At 56.3% G+C, this 13,920-nt stretch carries 20 protein-coding genes; 16 read left to right on the plus strand and 4 right to left on the minus strand.

Going from position 1 to position 13,920, the window contains the following annotated elements; translation table 11 throughout:
- Window positions 1-7: 7 nt before the first annotated feature.
- A complete protein-coding gene (locus tag ALP8811_RS13510) occupies window positions 8-1,642 on the minus strand; it encodes a flagellar hook-length control protein FliK (protein WP_108857787.1) in 1,635 nt (544 codons plus the stop codon).
- 118 nt (window positions 1,643-1,760) lie between these two features.
- Between ALP8811_RS13510 and ALP8811_RS13515 the strand changes: the two genes are divergently transcribed.
- The 6 genes from ALP8811_RS13515 to ALP8811_RS13540 all read left to right on the plus strand — a co-directional run bounded on the left by ALP8811_RS13515 (window position 1,761) and on the right by ALP8811_RS13540 (window position 5,521).
- Window positions 1,761-2,057, plus strand: a complete 297-nt coding sequence (locus ALP8811_RS13515) for a rod-binding protein (protein WP_108857788.1) — start codon at window positions 1,761-1,763, stop codon at window positions 2,055-2,057.
- Window positions 2,044-2,379, plus strand: coding sequence for a hypothetical protein (locus ALP8811_RS13520; protein WP_108857789.1), 336 nt, complete (start codon window positions 2,044-2,046; stop codon window positions 2,377-2,379). The genes ALP8811_RS13515 and ALP8811_RS13520 overlap by 14 nt, the downstream gene beginning before the upstream one ends.
- 205 nt (window positions 2,380-2,584) lie before the next feature.
- Complete coding sequence (locus ALP8811_RS16515; protein WP_108857790.1) at window positions 2,585-3,877, plus strand: flagellin N-terminal helical domain-containing protein; 1,293 nt, start codon at window positions 2,585-2,587, stop codon at window positions 3,875-3,877.
- 71 nt (window positions 3,878-3,948) lie between these two features.
- Window positions 3,949-4,329 (plus strand): flagellar biosynthesis regulator FlaF, encoded by a 381-nt coding sequence (flaF, locus tag ALP8811_RS13530; RefSeq protein ID WP_108857791.1) that lies wholly within the window; start codon window positions 3,949-3,951, stop codon window positions 4,327-4,329.
- Window positions 4,326-4,730: a flagellar biosynthesis repressor FlbT gene (gene flbT, locus ALP8811_RS13535; protein ID WP_108857792.1), complete on the plus strand. Its 405-nt coding sequence runs from the start codon at window positions 4,326-4,328 to the stop codon at window positions 4,728-4,730. The genes flaF and flbT overlap by 4 nt, the downstream gene beginning before the upstream one ends.
- The gene (locus ALP8811_RS13540; RefSeq protein WP_108857793.1) at window positions 4,727-5,521 is read left to right on the plus strand and encodes a DUF1217 domain-containing protein; all 795 of its coding nucleotides are present in this window, start codon (window positions 4,727-4,729) and stop codon (window positions 5,519-5,521) included. The genes flbT and ALP8811_RS13540 overlap by 4 nt, the downstream gene beginning before the upstream one ends.
- A 1-nt stretch (window position 5,522) precedes the next feature.
- Here ALP8811_RS13540 and ALP8811_RS13545 read toward each other — a convergent pair whose 3' ends face one another.
- On the minus strand, window positions 5,523-6,848 hold the full coding sequence (locus ALP8811_RS13545; protein ID WP_108857794.1) for a FliI/YscN family ATPase: 1,326 nt from the start codon (window positions 6,846-6,848) through the stop codon (window positions 5,523-5,525).
- Window positions 6,849-6,935: 87 nt separating this feature from the next.
- Between ALP8811_RS13545 and ALP8811_RS13550 the strand changes: the two genes are divergently transcribed.
- The 10 genes from ALP8811_RS13550 to ALP8811_RS13595 all read left to right on the plus strand — a co-directional run bounded on the left by ALP8811_RS13550 (window position 6,936) and on the right by ALP8811_RS13595 (window position 12,246).
- Window positions 6,936-7,328, plus strand: a complete 393-nt coding sequence (locus ALP8811_RS13550; RefSeq protein ID WP_108857795.1) for a FlgB family protein — start codon at window positions 6,936-6,938, stop codon at window positions 7,326-7,328.
- A gap of 6 nt (window positions 7,329-7,334) precedes the next feature.
- Entirely contained in the window at window positions 7,335-7,727 is a 393-nt protein-coding gene (gene flgC / locus ALP8811_RS13555; RefSeq protein ID WP_108857796.1) for a flagellar basal body rod protein FlgC, read from the plus strand.
- A gap of 11 nt (window positions 7,728-7,738) precedes the next feature.
- A complete protein-coding gene (fliE, locus tag ALP8811_RS13560) occupies window positions 7,739-8,029 on the plus strand; it encodes a flagellar hook-basal body complex protein FliE (RefSeq protein ID WP_108857797.1) in 291 nt (96 codons plus the stop codon).
- Window positions 8,029-8,298, plus strand: coding sequence for a flagellar biosynthetic protein FliQ (locus ALP8811_RS13565; protein WP_108857798.1), 270 nt, complete (start codon window positions 8,029-8,031; stop codon window positions 8,296-8,298). The genes fliE and ALP8811_RS13565 overlap by 1 nt, the downstream gene beginning before the upstream one ends.
- A gap of 1 nt (window position 8,299) precedes the next feature.
- Window positions 8,300-9,019, plus strand: a complete 720-nt coding sequence (locus ALP8811_RS13570) for a flagellar hook-basal body complex protein (protein ID WP_108857799.1) — start codon at window positions 8,300-8,302, stop codon at window positions 9,017-9,019.
- Between the two features lie 12 nt (window positions 9,020-9,031).
- Window positions 9,032-9,817, plus strand: coding sequence for a flagellar basal-body rod protein FlgG (gene flgG / locus ALP8811_RS13575; protein ID WP_108857800.1), 786 nt, complete (start codon window positions 9,032-9,034; stop codon window positions 9,815-9,817).
- Window positions 9,817-10,251, plus strand: a complete 435-nt coding sequence (flgA, locus tag ALP8811_RS13580; RefSeq protein WP_108857801.1) for a flagellar basal body P-ring formation chaperone FlgA — start codon at window positions 9,817-9,819, stop codon at window positions 10,249-10,251. The genes flgG and flgA overlap by 1 nt, the downstream gene beginning before the upstream one ends.
- Before the next feature lie 12 nt (window positions 10,252-10,263).
- Window positions 10,264-10,992 (plus strand): flagellar basal body L-ring protein FlgH, encoded by a 729-nt coding sequence (flgH, locus tag ALP8811_RS13585; RefSeq protein WP_108857802.1) that lies wholly within the window; start codon window positions 10,264-10,266, stop codon window positions 10,990-10,992.
- 11 nt (window positions 10,993-11,003) lie between these two features.
- Window positions 11,004-11,495, plus strand: coding sequence for a flagellar basal body-associated FliL family protein (locus ALP8811_RS13590; RefSeq protein WP_108857803.1), 492 nt, complete (start codon window positions 11,004-11,006; stop codon window positions 11,493-11,495).
- A gap of 97 nt (window positions 11,496-11,592) precedes the next feature.
- Window positions 11,593-12,246: a GntR family transcriptional regulator gene (locus tag ALP8811_RS13595; RefSeq protein ID WP_108857804.1), complete on the plus strand. Its 654-nt coding sequence runs from the start codon at window positions 11,593-11,595 to the stop codon at window positions 12,244-12,246.
- 27 nt (window positions 12,247-12,273) lie between these two features.
- Here the strand turns inward: ALP8811_RS13595 and ALP8811_RS13600 are convergent, their stop codons facing one another.
- Both ALP8811_RS13600 and ALP8811_RS13605 read right to left on the minus strand, forming a co-directional pair.
- Window positions 12,274-12,960: a fumarylacetoacetate hydrolase family protein gene (locus ALP8811_RS13600; protein ID WP_108857805.1), complete on the minus strand. Its 687-nt coding sequence runs from the start codon at window positions 12,958-12,960 to the stop codon at window positions 12,274-12,276.
- Complete coding sequence (locus tag ALP8811_RS13605) at window positions 12,957-13,793, minus strand: alkaline phosphatase family protein (protein WP_108857806.1); 837 nt, start codon at window positions 13,791-13,793, stop codon at window positions 12,957-12,959. Before ALP8811_RS13605 ends, ALP8811_RS13600 begins: the two co-directional genes overlap by 4 nt.
- Between the last annotated feature and the right edge of the window lie 127 nt (window positions 13,794-13,920).

Raw genomic sequence — 13,920 nt, forward strand, 5'->3', positions numbered from 1 at the left:
GTGCTCCTCACACTCGTATATCCACACCTGCACGATCAGCCACGCTTAGGATGATCGGCGTAATGTTATCTGGTCCACCTGAAAGGTCGGGTTGTTGTTCATTTGAAGGTCTGGCCGAGCCGTCGTCTGAGAAAGACTCGCCTCCTTCACCAGATGTTTGCTGCTGAAAAGTGAAACTCACATTCGGCATGCCAAATGCGCGCATTTCTTGTGCCAGCTGATCGATGTGCCGTCGCATCAGATCCAGCGTGTCAGGCCTTTCAAAGCTAAGCGTGACGTGCATGGCAGAACCTTCTGACTGGAAGGACATACGCAAACGTCCGAGCTCCTCAGGGCTGAGTGTCAGTTCGATCGGGCGATCCGGCTGCTGCCGTATGATCTCTGTGATCTGCGTCGGGATCATACGCGGTACATCCAGGCCGCGAGTGATCGTGGCCGGTTTTAAATCACTTGAAGAGGTAGTCACGTGCTCGACCATCCGGAATCCAGTTTCGTCGGCAGGTGTGTGCTCGGCCTCTTGCGCTGTTACTGGCATCAAGGGTGTGGAAGTCAAAGGCAAAGAGACTGATCTGGCCGCGTCCGGACTGTACAAGGACCTCACGCCGAGTTCTGGCACAGCGTTAGAAACGGGGGCGGTGAACGCCGACTTTTCGGGCTGGTTTGTCGAACTCCACAGCCTCTCGACCACGTTTCCAGAAGGTTTGTGTGTATCGTTCTGCTCGTCCTTCGGTTCAATTGATTCTGGCATCACAACCGATGTGCTGTGCAGAGGGCGATCAGTTTCCGCTGGCAGATTTACGGTTTGGCTAGGTTCGTCGACAATCGGTCCGGATTCCAGAACCTTAGCAACAACCGCGGCAATAGCCGGGTTAGGAGCGCGTCCAAGCTGGGGGGCGGCATCGGTCAACACATGCGATTGGGCAACTGTTGGATCAGTATGTAAAACCCGATCCGAGGAAGCCTCTGCAAAAGCTTGTTCAATGAACGGCCACGCTGCCTCGGCTTGCGCACGATGAGGTTCAGCGGGTTTTGGGGCCTGCTCGCCTGGCACCACAGACCCGGCAACGGGCTCCTCCGTCAACAACGTTGCCGCCAATATTGGCATCTCTGCCTCCGTAAATTTCGGCTGCGCTTCTCCCGTTGATTCTGGTACTTCGACTGGTCCCACGAGCCGACCGGGCGGAACATTTCCCCAAGCCGTTAGCTGCACGGAATCCGGTTCTGAGTTCACGCCTCCCGTTTCGGGTGAATTCCGATCCAGGGGCTTCGATGATACAACCACGTCTACGTCTTCCTGAATGGCGGGATCACCCATTCTCTTGATCGACACCGCGGTTACTGGAAACTCCGCGCGCGCTCTACCAACAGGGTTGGGTGTGGTTACAGCCAACTCGGACGGCTCCATCAGAGGAGCGTGCTCCGTTTCTTTCTGACCCTCAGAAACCTGCTCATCGCCCACAAGGTTAGCATCTGATTCTGCCGGCAGTTCCACTCTGGTCACCAACGGATCTATCTGGGCCAAAAACACCATATCGAAAGGCGTCGCCAGTGACCCGGCCGCCGCGCCCAAATCCTCACTTGGGATCTGAAGCTCACGTCCTGTCTGCCCTAAATGAAGGGAAAGGAGTTGTGCAATTTGCATGTGTTCCGTCCGGGAGTTCTGCCTCGGTTGAACACAGGTTTGCAGACGGGAATTACCAAATCTTTACCGCTGACTGCGATAGTTGGAAAAACTGTGACCAATTTGAAAGGTCGAAACCATGGATCCTGTTTCAGGTGTATCGACACCCCTCACTACGCAAAAATCGACCATAACGGACGCAGACAACCCGCTTTGGGATGCCGCGAAGGCGCTTGAAGCAAGCTTTCTGTCCGAAATGCTGAAGTCAGCCGGAATCGGCAAAACACCCGACAGTTTCGGCGGAGGAATCGGAGAGGACCAGTTCGCTTCGTTCCTGCGCCAAGAACAGGCCCGCAGCATGGTCGACAACGGTGGAATCGGGCTTGCTCAATCCCTTTTCGAAGCACTGAAGGAACAATCAGATGTACAACGTTAAAGCTCTGCTCACCCTGCTCGAGGATGAACGCAGGATGATTCTGAACGGCGACCTTCACGATCTACCCAAACTGGCCGAAGCTAAAGTTGACGCTCTAACACAGCTTGGGCAACACGCGGTCACACAACAGCAGATTGCGCATCTTCAAGCCATGACCGTACGCAATCAAAGCCTGTTAACAGCGGCTGCAAATGGCATTCGCTCTGCACGCAAACGGCTCGACGCTATTCGCAATCGAGAGCAGGGGGTCAAGACCTATACATGTACAGGTGCATCTCGTGTTCTTTCGCCTACGCCCTCGAGCTTTGAGAAGCGTGCGTGAACACCTCAGTTTAGTTCAACTTGTATGAAATCTGACCTGCGAGATTCAGTATTCGTTCAGAGTTTCCACTGCAGTTTCACCTTGCATCCAGACGGGTGGCGCAGCCGATCAAAATGGCTTGCAGATGTCAGAAGGCAACGACTTCCCGTGTGAATCGGGGTCATGGAAATAGGCGCGAAGCGCCATAGATTGAAGGGAATACAAAATGTCCAGCATTCTGACCAACAACAGCGCAATGGTGGCGCTTCAAACGCTGAAATCAATCAACTCGAACCTTGCCAGCACCCAAGCCGAAATCTCGACGGGCAAAGCGGTCGGTTCGGCCAAGGACAATTCTGCCGTCTGGGCAATTTCGAAAGTAATGGAAGCCGACGTGAAAGGTTTCAAAGGAATCTCGGAAAGCCTGTCGCTTGGGGAAAGCACAGTTGCGGTGGCCCGTCAGGCATCGGAAACTGTGACTGACCTTCTGACCGAAATCAAAGGCAAGATTGTTGCGGCTCAAGAAGACAACGTGGATCGTGCCAAGATCCAGACCGACATTGTCGCACTGCGCGACCAGATCACTTCGGTCGTTGGGGCTGCACAGTTCAATGGCTTGAACCTTGTTGACGGCTCGCAATCCGGCACGAACTCAAATGGCAGTGTCGGCGTTGACGTTTTGTCGTCGCTCGACCGCAAGGCCGATGGTTCTGTGGTAACCAGCTCCATTGGCGTTGATGCGCAGAACCTCTCGTTGACCGCAGGCACGGATCTTGCAGCGGCGGCCGCATCAGTTGGCACTGATACAGGCACAGCTGGGGTGATTGATGCCAATGATGGCGGCACAAACGACTCGATCACTCTAGATACGTTTGCCTTCCTGGACACTTCCGGTGGTGCAACCGCCACTGAAGCCGTCCTTCCCAACGCGGCAGGTGTCGACACGGCTGTGAATACCGGCATGGTTGTCGGTGACCAGCTGTCACTGACAGTCGGTTCGGTCCAAGGAAGCTATGTCGTGAAAGAAGGTGACACCGCCGAGTCGGTCGTCGCTGGAATGAAGAATGCCATGGTGGCAGCAGGGATGGATAGCAGCGCCCTAACCATGGACATCGATACCAACGCCGGCCAACTGGTCATCACCAACGAAACCAACGCAGACATTGCTTTCTCGTTTGAAGCAACCCGTGGTTCGGGTGGCCTGTCCGGTCTTGGTACCATTGATGTGTCAACCTCGTCTGGCGCTGATGCAGCCTTGGGCGCCATCGAGAACATGATCCAAACGTCTATCGACGCCTCGGCTTCTTTTGGCTCGGTCGAGGGCCGGATCGAAATCCAGTCGGACTTCGTCGGCAAACTGTCCGACTCGCTGAAGTCGGGGATTGGTGCTTTGGTTGACGCTGACATGGAGGCCGCCTCGGCCAAACTTCAGGCACTGCAGGTTCAGCAACAGCTTGGAACACAGGCACTGTCGATCGCCAATCAGGCACCGCAGAACATCCTGTCGCTGTTCCGCTAAAGGAACTGGAGGGTGCCAAAATGGCGCCCTCCGCCTTGCCCTTTTAAATTTCGTTACCGGAAGGAAATACCGTGAACGCAATCAGTATGGCCAAAACGGCCTATGCCCCTTCATCTCGCGCGGCGCTGCAAACGACCCGTGGCACCGAATACGAACTATTCGCACAGATCACACACCGTCTGGATCAGTACGCAAAGAAGGGAGCTTCAGGCTTTGCAGACCTGGCCCACGCCCTTCACGACAATCGAAAACTTTGGACGTTGCTTGCCGCAGATGTGGCCGAAGACATGAACGGCCTGCCCGCGGAACTACGCGCTCGCATCTTCTATTTGGCCGAATTCACCGCCGACTATACGCGTAAGATTCTCAGCGACGATGCCGATCCTTCAGTGCTGGTCGACATCAACACCGTCGTAATGCGTGGCCTTCGCCAAACCGGAGTAGCAGCATGAGTGGATTGGTCCTCAAACTCAGCCCGAAAGAACGTGTATTGATCAATGGAGCAGTCATCGAGAATGGCGACCGGAGGTCACGGCTTTCCGTTGTTACACCGAACGCCAACATCCTGCGCCTGAAAGACGCCATCCACCCGGAGGAAGTAAATACCCCAGTTCGACGCGTCTGCTATATTGCGCAACTGATCTTGTCTGGAGATGCCAAGAAAAATGATGGGCAGCTACAACTGCTGCGTGGGATTGAGCAACTTAGTCAGGTGCTTACCGATCCAGATAGCCGTACAATTCTGAGTACAGCCACCGGCGCGGTTCTGGATGACCAGTTCTATCAGGCACTCAAGCAACTCAGAACCTTGCTGCCACGTGAAGAGCGCCTTCTGTCGGCGCGTTTCGCATGAGCTTTCAGCCGGTCATACCGTTCAGCGGCGCGGCCGGCTGGGCCTTTTTACAGCGCACGAAAGATGTCCAACAAACGGCGTTTGAAAGTGGTGCGGTCCTTCAGCGCGACGTGCAGTACTTCCAAGAAACTATTGGTGAAATCACAACAGCTGAACAGCTGGTAAGCGATCGCCGGCTGCTCTCTGTCGCGCTAGGGGCCTATGGTCTGAGCGACGACATCAACAACACCTACTTCATCCGCAAAGTGCTGGAAGATGGGACGCTTGATTCAGATGCTTTGGCCAACAAACTCTCGGATAAACGCTATTTAGAAATGGCAAAGGATTTTGGCTTTGGGGACTACAACATCCCACGCACCCAAATTTCAGATTTCGGCACCAAGACAACCGAAGCGTACAAAGAACGGCAATTCGAAGTCGCCGTTGGCAATCAAAATCAGGATATGCGTCTAGCAATGAGCTTAGAACGCGACCTTGGAAATATTGTTGGTAAATCCACGTCAAATGCAGGCAAGTGGTATTCTGTCATGGGCAACCCACCATTGCGTCAAGTTTTTGAGACCGCTTTGGGCCTACCGCCGTCCTTCGGCACCATCGATATCGATAAGCAACTAGAAGTCTTTCAAGAAAAATCCGAACGCTATTTCGGAGCGTCAACGGTTGATCAATTCTCAGAACCCGACCGGCTTGAAGAGCTTACACGTCTGTTTCTGGCCCGCTCGCAGATTGCGCAGGGAACAGCTGCGCTCAGCTCGAACTCGATTGCATTGACCTTGTTGCAATACGCTTAACCTACTTGGCACCTTTCTCTAGGCACTGGGCCAACCGCTCGAAACTGGAGCGCGTATTCACCACCTCGGGTGCAGCAAGAAACCCGTCGATTTTCGGCCAGGCTTCGACGGCATGATCCAGCAGTGCATCTGATCCAGCCGAATAGAGCCCCGCTTGGATCATCATTTCAGACCGGTCATACAGCCCCAATAGCTGACGCCCCTCCAGAATAAATGCATTCTCTTCGTCGGAAGCAGCTTCGGGGAGCGCACGCGATACCGACCGCAGAACATCAATTGCTGGAAATCGCCCGCGTTCAGCGATTTGTCGATCCAACACGACATGACCATCAAGGACCCCACGCAGAATGTCCGCCACCGGCTCTTCCATATCCGACCCTGCCACAAGAACCGAAAACACGGCCGTGATGTCACCGGTTTGACCGACGCCGGGGCCGGCCCGTTCACAAAGTGAGGTAATTTGCTGTGTTGTGGACGGAGGAAAGCCACGTAGATTTCCGTTCTCGCCCGACGCAAGCGCGATCTCACGATGCGCCTCGGCAAATCGTGTAACGCTGTCGGCCAGAAACAGTACCTGTCGCCCCAGATCTCGGAAATGCTCGGCCACCGACATTGCCATCCACGCACATCTCCGCCGCATCATCGGCGATTGGTCTGATGTCGCGGCGACGACAACGGCTCGTTTCATCCCTTGCTCGCCCAAGACACGTTCAACAAACTCACGCACTTCACGCCCGCGCTCGCCGATCAGCGCGATCACGACCACATCCGCATGCACGCCACGCGCGAGCTTGGCGAGCAATGTTGATTTCCCAACCCCGGAGCCTGCAAAAAGTCCGATCCGCTGCCCAGAAACAATTGGAAGAAAAGTATTGAACACGGTCATTCCTGTCTCAAGCCGGTTACCCAAAGGGCGGCGCGCGGTCGGGTTTGGAACCTCGCCCTTCAACGCACGCGCATGCGTCCCATGCAGGATCGGCTGCCCATCCAGACTTTGCCCCAACGGATCCACTACACGCCCGATCCAACTGTCATCTGGGGCAATACTGGTTCCGCCTAACAACACGACCTCATCCCCGATCTGAAGCCCTGCGCAGTCTCCATCTGGTAGGACCGAAATGTTCCCACCCGACAGCCCCAAAACCTCGCCCATGCGGGGGTCACCCGAACGCGGATGGATTTGCACCAGATCCGCCTGGGCCGCGATTTTCGCAAGCCCGGACACCTGGACCATACCCTGCCGAATGTGAGTCACGCGCCCGATATGACGAACGACCTGCAGTGATGTAACCGCTGCGGACACTTGCTCGAACCCAACATTTTGCATCGGCATTCTCCTAAAATTTTCGTTGAAACTGTTTATAAAGGAATCAGGGTTAAGCCTTGGTTGAAGCCAATCGAGGGAGAAGCCCCGATGTTTGATAAATTGACCATTTTTGCCAAGGCAAATGACCTTGCGCTCCATGCTGCGGCACGGCAGTCCGTCATCGCGCAGAACGTGGCGAATGCGGATACACCAGGGTATCGCGCCCGCGACGTCGCCCCGTTTGCTGAAACATATCAACCCGACCGGACAGACCAGATGCGCGCCACGCGCAGCGGGCATTTCGGTGCAGGTTTGGCAACAACGCCCGTCGCAGAAGACAATGTCGTTTATCGCGCGGGTGCGACGTCACCCAACGGGAACTCGGTGTCGCTTGAGACCGAGATGATGATGGCAGCCGAAGCCAAACGGGATCACGACATGGCGCTGGCCGTCTATAAATCAACGCTGGGCATTGTGCGCAGCTCGTTGGGGCGGAGGTAACGGGTCATGAGTGATCTTCGCAATTCGGTCGCCGCAGCCGCATCAGGCATGAAGAGCCAGGCCAATCGCCTGCGCCATGTGTCTGAAAACATCGCAAATGTGGATACGCCAGGCTATCGCAGAAAGATGGTCAGCTTTCAGGCCGCCCTTGAAGGTGGGCGCCAAACCGGTCTGGTTGAAACCGGGCGTATCCAATTGGACAAGTCCGCCCTGCCCAGCATCTATGACCCCTCGCATCCGCTTGCTGATGAAAGCGGTCATTATCAAGGATCCAACGTGGACTTGGTGATCGAGATCGCGGACGCCCGTGAGGCGCAGCGAAGCTATGAGGCCAATCTGAAAATGTTCGACCAGTCGCGCCAGATGTCGCGCGGGCTGTTGGATTTGCTGCGCCGGTAGGAGGATAGATTATGGATATTCGTGCATCACTCGCGTCGCAACAATATGCGGCCTCGCGTCAGGCGGCTCAGCCGACTTCAAATAATGAACAAAAAGTGAACAGCTTTACAGGTGTCGCACAAGACTTTGCGCAGACCCTGCAAAACGGGGAACAAACCGCAATGGCCGCCCTGTCTGGCGATGCGGATCCTCATGCTTTGGTGCAGGCGTTGGCCCAAACGGAACTAGCCGTCGAAACCGCAGTGACCGTCCGTGACAAGGTGGTCGAAGCCTATCAGGAAATTCTAAGGATGCCGGTCTGATGATGGACGAGATTGTATTCTATGACACGTTGCGCGCGGGGCTTTGGGACGCGGTCCTGATCTCGCTTCCCATTCTGTCGGTTGCGCTGATTGCCGGCCTGATCGTTGGCTTGTTCCAAGCTCTGACCTCGATCCAAGAGATGACCCTGACTTTCGTGCCCAAGCTTGTGGCCATTCTGGTCGTCTTCTGGGGCAGCATGGGTTTCATGACTGAAACGCTGGTCAGCTTCTTTCAACTGCGCGTCGTTCCCTTGATTGCAGGAGGGTGAAGTGGACAATATCGGCTATACATCCCTGACACGGCAATCTGGCTTGATGCGCGAGATGCAAAGCATCGCCAACAACATTGCCAATGCTTCGACCACCGGATTTCGGCGTGAAGGTGTGATCTTCTCCGAGTATATTCACGCGCTGGATCGAAAAGACCCTTCTCTGTCCATGGCGACCGCTAACACGCGTGCATTGAACCTAGAGCAGGGTGCGCTAACCCAAACCGGCGGCACATTCGACTTCGCCATCGAGGGCGATGGGTTCTTTTTACTCGACGGACCGACCGGACAGTTTCTAACGCGCGCGGGTGTCTTCACTCCATCGGCTGAAGGCGAGCTTGTGACCCCCGACGGATATCGCCTGTTGGATGGTGGCGGGTCCCCCGTGTTCATTCCACCGGACGCCAAAGCCGTATCGATGTCTGCAGATGGGACGCTGTCAGAAGGTGGACGGGCGTTGGCCTTGATCGGGCTGTTTTCCCCAGTGGACCAAACTGACCTTCAGCACCGTGACGGCGTCCGGTTCGAAGCCCCTGGCGGGGTCGAACCAGCCCTGACTGAAGCCACGATTCTGCAGGGGTTTGTCGAGGGGTCCAACGTCGATCCCATCGCAGAAATCGCCCGCATGATTGAAGTCCAGCGAAGCTATGAGTTGGGCCAAAAATTCATGGAGAAAGAGGATGAACGCATCCGCTCGGTCACCAAAACGGTCATCGGATAACAGGAGGCCCAAATGCGCGCTTTGAACATTGCAGCTACCGGGATGTTGGCCCAGCAAATGCGGGTCGAGACGATCTCGAACAACCTCGCGAACATGTCGACCACCGGCTACAACACCCGCCGGGCCGAGTTCGCCGACCTGCATTATCAGCAGGCCACACGGGCGGGTACGATCAATGCCGCAGACGGTACCGTTCTTCCCACCGGTGTCCAGCTTGGGCTGGGGGTTCGCCCAACCTCGGTCACGATGATGGTGCAGCAGGGTACCCTGGCGCAGACCGGCGGCGACCTAGATCTTGCGATCGAGGGGCGCGGCTATTTGGAAGTCACCCTGCCCTCGGGCGCGTCAGGCTATACCCGTGACGGCGGACTGAAACTGTCTGGGGATGGGCTGATCGTGACCTCGGACGGCTATTCGGTCGCTCCGGAAATCACAGTTCCTAGCGATGCACGCCAAATCTCGATCAACGCAGATGGCGAGGTCTACGCCTATTTCGACAACACGGTCGAACCCGAACTTTTGGGCGCATTCACCTTGGCCAGCTTTACCAATGACAAGGGGCTTGAAGCGATCGGGTCGAACCTGTTTCGTGAAACACCCGCGTCTGGCCCAGCCTTTGTCGGCGCCCCCGGCGAGGATGGGCGCGGCACACTTCGCCAGGGCTATCTAGAGAACAGCTCGGTCGATGCTGTGCGCGAGATCACCGAGCTGATCGCTGCCCAGCGAGGGTACGAGTTGAACTCGAAAGTCATCACTGCGGCTGACCAGATGCTTGCAGCAACCACGCAGGTACGCTGATGAAACGGTTTCTGACATTCCTTCTAGTTGGGGTCGCCATACCGGCTGCGGCAGATACCGTCGTCGCCGCCAAGAACCTGCGTCCTGGCATGATCGTATCAACGCAAGACGTAAAGCTGATCGACACCCACATCGCAGGAGGCTTTCAGCTGCTCGAAGACGTCGTTGGGCAAGAGGCGCGCGTAGTGCTCTATGCAGGTCGCCCGATTCTACCGAACAACATCGGCCCGCCTGCATTGATCGACCGGAATCAAATCGTGACACTGATCTACCAGGCCGGCCCGATGACCATCCTGGCTGAAGGGCGCAGCCTTGGACGTGGCGCAGTCGGAGACCGGGTACGTGTGATGAACCTGTCATCGCGCACCACGATCACCGGCTCGGTTTCAGCCAATGGCGACGTCATCGTCTCGAACGCTCACAATCATTTTTAACAAGGAAATCCCATGCGCTTGACCCTGCCTATTCTGATCTTGTCCATGATGGTTGCCGCTTGTTCCCGCGTGGATAACATCGGCAAAGCCCCCGAGCTGAATCCCGTAGAAATGAGTGCGGAACACCACGCAATGAGCGCCTCGGCGTTGCCGCAAGACATTCCACCGCAGGGCACTGTGGATCGCTCGTCCCTGTGGAGTGGTGGGCGCCAATCGCTGCTCGGGGATCGACGCGCCCAGCAATCGGGCGACATCCTGACCGTGGTTATCAAAATTGATGATCGCGCCGAGTTTTCCAACAGCTCAGCCCGCGCGCGCGGTGCATCCGACGACATGAGCCTTCCAAACCTATTTGGGATCCCGCAAGCCGTCGACAACAGATTGCCCGAGGGCGCGTCGATGGCAAATGCGGTCGGATTGTCGTCGAGCAGTTCGTTCAACGGCAATGGATCAGTCAAGCGCAACGAGAAGCTGGAACTGCGCGTGGCAGCGACTGTTCTGGGAACGCTGCCCAATGGTGTTTTGCAGATCCAGGGCACGCAAGAGGTTCGTGTGAACTTCGAATTGCGCGAGCTTTTGGTTACCGGGTTCGTGCGACCTGAAGATATCTCGCGCCAGAATGAGATTCCGTACGACAAGATCGCATCGGCCCGCATTTCCTATGGTGGTCGCGGCCAGATCAGCGACGTCCAACAGCCAAGATATGGCCAGCAAGCCGCTGACATCATTCTTCCGTTTTAAAGGGGGCTAATATGGGCAAGCTCATCCCAATCATTCTGGCCCTGATCGGGCTTGGGGTCGGCGCAGGGGCAGGCATGATGCTTCAGCCTGACCCCGAACCCGTCGTGATGAACCCCTGCGGTGACGCGGGCACCATCGCGCAGGTAGACACCAAAGACACAGCCGAGGATGACCCCACGGACACAGAGTTCGTGAAGATCAACAACCAGTTCGTCATACCTGTCGTCGCCGATGGCAATATCTCGTCCTTGGTGGTGATGTCTCTGAATATCGAGGTCGATCTGGGCGGGCGTGAAACTGTTTACCAACGCGAACCCAAACTGCGCGACGAGTTCCTTCAAGTGATGTTCAGTCACGCCAACACGGGTGGGTTTGACGGCGTATTCACGCAGTCAAGCCGCTTGGACCCTCTGCGCGCAGCCTTGCTTGAGGTCGCGCAATCCATATTGGGGCCAACGGTGAAGGATGTGCTGGTCACAAACATCGTGCGTCAGGACACCTGAGTTCCGCGCGACATAGATGGCCGAAGCTGAAGAACCGTTTGAAGCACTTCAACCCACCAAGCGATGTTGTTAGTCTGCCCATAAGGGAGACCAGTGAATGCAGTTGAAATCCGTGGATGTGTCAAAGACCGCATCAGCCACCACCATTATTTTCGAGGCGATGAAACAGGCCATCGTCGAGGGTGAATTGGAGGATGGCACCCCGTTGCGGCAAGATGAGATTGCGAAGATGTTCAACACCTCGCGCATCCCGGTTCGTGAAGCCATTTTGAAGCTGGAAGAACACGGGTTGGTGACATCGCAGCGCTATAAGGGGGCTGTTGTCTCGTCGCTGTCGCAGGACGAAGTGCGCGAAATCTTTGATTTCCGAGCCCTGTTGGAACCGCATGTCATTGCGCAAGCCGTTCCGAAGATGGACGCCGAGACACTGCGCATTGCCCGCGGGCACTATGAAGCACTGGCATCGTCGAACGATTCCTCGGAATGGGGCGATCTGAACCGGAAATTTCATGCGACGCATTATGCCGCCAGTGGCCTGACCTATCATCTGGCTGCCATCGACAACGCCCTGAACCGGATCGACCGCTATCTACGTGCGCGCATCATGATGGATGATGGCATGATCCGCGCCAACAACGATCACCTTATGATTCAGGAAGCGTGCGAGGCCGGTGACGCAGAAAAAGCGGCCGAGCTGACGCTGACCCATATCGAAGAGGCCCGAGACAAGCTGCTGGCCTATCTCAAGTAAGCTGCGACAACGTCCAAAAGACCAATTCTACTCGATATGCGTGGTGACACTGCCCAAGCCATCAATCTGCGCGACACAAGTATCGCCTGACTGCAGTGGACCGACGTTTTCCGGTGTACCGGTAAAAATCAGATCGCCCGCGCTGAGCTCGACCAGCGTCGACAGATAGGCAATCACATCCGCCACTGGCCAAATCAGATCGGAAACATCCGATTTCTGGCGTGTCTCGCCGTTCACGCTCAGCGAAATGGCACCTTTCGTGAAATGCCCTACAGACTCAGCGGGATGTAGTTCTCCGCAGGGGGCTGATCGATCAAACCCTTTGGCCATGTCCCACGGACGCCCGTTCGATTTCGCATCCGCCTGAACATCGCGTCGGGTCAGGTCATTGCCAACCGCATAGCCCCAGACATGATCCAACGCGGCATCGGCTGCGATGTTCGCACCGCCTTTGCCAAGCGCCACAACCAGCTCGACCTCGTGATGAAGGTTCGACGTGCCCGAAGGGTAGGGAATGCTCGCGCCATCCGCGACCAGCGCATCTGCAGGTTTGGAAAAGAAAAAGGGCAGCTCTCGATCCGGGTTCGATCCCATCTCGCGGGCATGGGCGGCATAGTTCTGTCCGACGCAGAAAATCCGGCGCACTGGGAATTTCTGGTCCGAGCCAGCGATGGAAAGAAACGGTTGCGCGGGAGTGGGAATGGCCCAAGTCATTTCAGGAACACCTTGCCTTTCATCGTGTCTGCAATCGGCGCACCCATCAGGGACAGAACCGTGGGCGCCAGCTGAGTTTGGCACAGAGTATCGCTGTCATCGACAACTTCCGCATCCCCGAAATAGTACAGCGCGACGTCTTGTTGCAGGTCTTCATGCCCGCCGTGATGGCCACGATCCGTTTGACCGTGATCTGCGGTGACGATCACGTCATAGCCCTGATCCCGCCAGCGTTTGATGAAGGGGGCCATCTGCTCGTCCATTTTAAAGCACGCGTCATCCATTTCATGGCATTCGTGCCCGAAGCGGTGCCCCATACTGTCCAGCGTGCAGGTGTGCAGGATGCCATAGTCGATCCCTTTGCGCTCGCACAGCATGGTCAGCGTACCGAACAGATCGACATCGGCGGGGGTGCATTGGTTGATCATCCCGTAACCGGTCATCGTGTGGAAACGCCCGTGGTTGATCGTGGTGCTTTCGGGCTCGTCATATTCGACGTCCCGCACCACGTCGAAAGGTGCGCGGTTGAAGAACTCGGACCAGAAGGAATGCGTCACGGCTCCTGTCACACCACCTGCCTTGCGGACTTGGCTAAAGATATCATCATGCGACAGGCGGAAGACATCGTGATTGCCCGTGCAGCCATGCTCTTGCGGGGTCACGCCCGTGTGGATCGAGGCATAGCAGCTGGCCGAGGTCGACGGCAGCACGGCACGCATCTTCAACAGCTTCGCATCACCCGATTGCACCCAGCCTTCCAGATTTCCGAACAACCGGCGCCAATTGCGATGCGGCACTCCGTCGATGATGAGAAGCAGGAGTTTTCTGTCCATGTCAGCGCCCTTCCAGATTGCGCGTTGAGTTGCCTCAGACTAGGCGCGGGCCGTCGCGAAATTATGTAACAGATGCGCCAGAATGGGTCGGTTTTGACCCCAGCGAATAGAAAACGGGGGCGCAATT

It is taken from the genome of Aliiroseovarius pelagivivens, from assembly GCF_900302485.1.
Taxonomy (GTDB): Bacteria; Pseudomonadota; Alphaproteobacteria; order Rhodobacterales; family Rhodobacteraceae; genus Aliiroseovarius; species Aliiroseovarius pelagivivens.

Excerpts from the sequence above, each read along its gene's own strand:
- ALP8811_RS13520 (WP_108857789.1), top strand. The coding sequence starts at position 2,044 with ATGTACAACGTTAAAGCTCTGCTCACCCTGCTCGAGGATGAACGCAGG.
- flgA (WP_108857801.1), top strand. The coding sequence starts at position 9,817 with ATGAAACGGTTTCTGACATTCCTTCTAGTTGGGGTCGCCATACCGGCT.
- ALP8811_RS13510 (WP_108857787.1), bottom strand. The coding sequence starts at position 1,642 with ATGCAAATTGCACAACTCCTTTCCCTTCATTTAGGGCAGACAGGACGT.
- flgH (WP_108857802.1), top strand. The coding sequence starts at position 10,264 with ATGCGCTTGACCCTGCCTATTCTGATCTTGTCCATGATGGTTGCCGCT.
- flgC (WP_108857796.1), top strand. The coding sequence starts at position 7,335 with ATGAGTGATCTTCGCAATTCGGTCGCCGCAGCCGCATCAGGCATGAAG.
- ALP8811_RS13565 (WP_108857798.1), top strand. The coding sequence starts at position 8,029 with ATGATGGACGAGATTGTATTCTATGACACGTTGCGCGCGGGGCTTTGG.
- ALP8811_RS13545 (WP_108857794.1), bottom strand. The coding sequence starts at position 6,848 with ATGCAAAATGTTGGGTTCGAGCAAGTGTCCGCAGCGGTTACATCACTG.
- flgG (WP_108857800.1), top strand. The coding sequence starts at position 9,032 with ATGCGCGCTTTGAACATTGCAGCTACCGGGATGTTGGCCCAGCAAATG.
- ALP8811_RS13540 (WP_108857793.1), top strand. The coding sequence starts at position 4,727 with ATGAGCTTTCAGCCGGTCATACCGTTCAGCGGCGCGGCCGGCTGGGCC.
- ALP8811_RS13600 (WP_108857805.1), bottom strand. The coding sequence starts at position 12,960 with ATGACTTGGGCCATTCCCACTCCCGCGCAACCGTTTCTTTCCATCGCT.
- ALP8811_RS13605 (WP_108857806.1), bottom strand. The coding sequence starts at position 13,793 with ATGGACAGAAAACTCCTGCTTCTCATCATCGACGGAGTGCCGCATCGC.
- ALP8811_RS16515 (WP_108857790.1), top strand. The coding sequence starts at position 2,585 with ATGTCCAGCATTCTGACCAACAACAGCGCAATGGTGGCGCTTCAAACG.
- ALP8811_RS13550 (WP_108857795.1), top strand. The coding sequence starts at position 6,936 with ATGTTTGATAAATTGACCATTTTTGCCAAGGCAAATGACCTTGCGCTC.
- flbT (WP_108857792.1), top strand. The coding sequence starts at position 4,326 with ATGAGTGGATTGGTCCTCAAACTCAGCCCGAAAGAACGTGTATTGATC.
- ALP8811_RS13590 (WP_108857803.1), top strand. The coding sequence starts at position 11,004 with ATGGGCAAGCTCATCCCAATCATTCTGGCCCTGATCGGGCTTGGGGTC.
- ALP8811_RS13515 (WP_108857788.1), top strand. The coding sequence starts at position 1,761 with ATGGATCCTGTTTCAGGTGTATCGACACCCCTCACTACGCAAAAATCG.
- ALP8811_RS13595 (WP_108857804.1), top strand. The coding sequence starts at position 11,593 with ATGCAGTTGAAATCCGTGGATGTGTCAAAGACCGCATCAGCCACCACC.
- fliE (WP_108857797.1), top strand. The coding sequence starts at position 7,739 with ATGGATATTCGTGCATCACTCGCGTCGCAACAATATGCGGCCTCGCGT.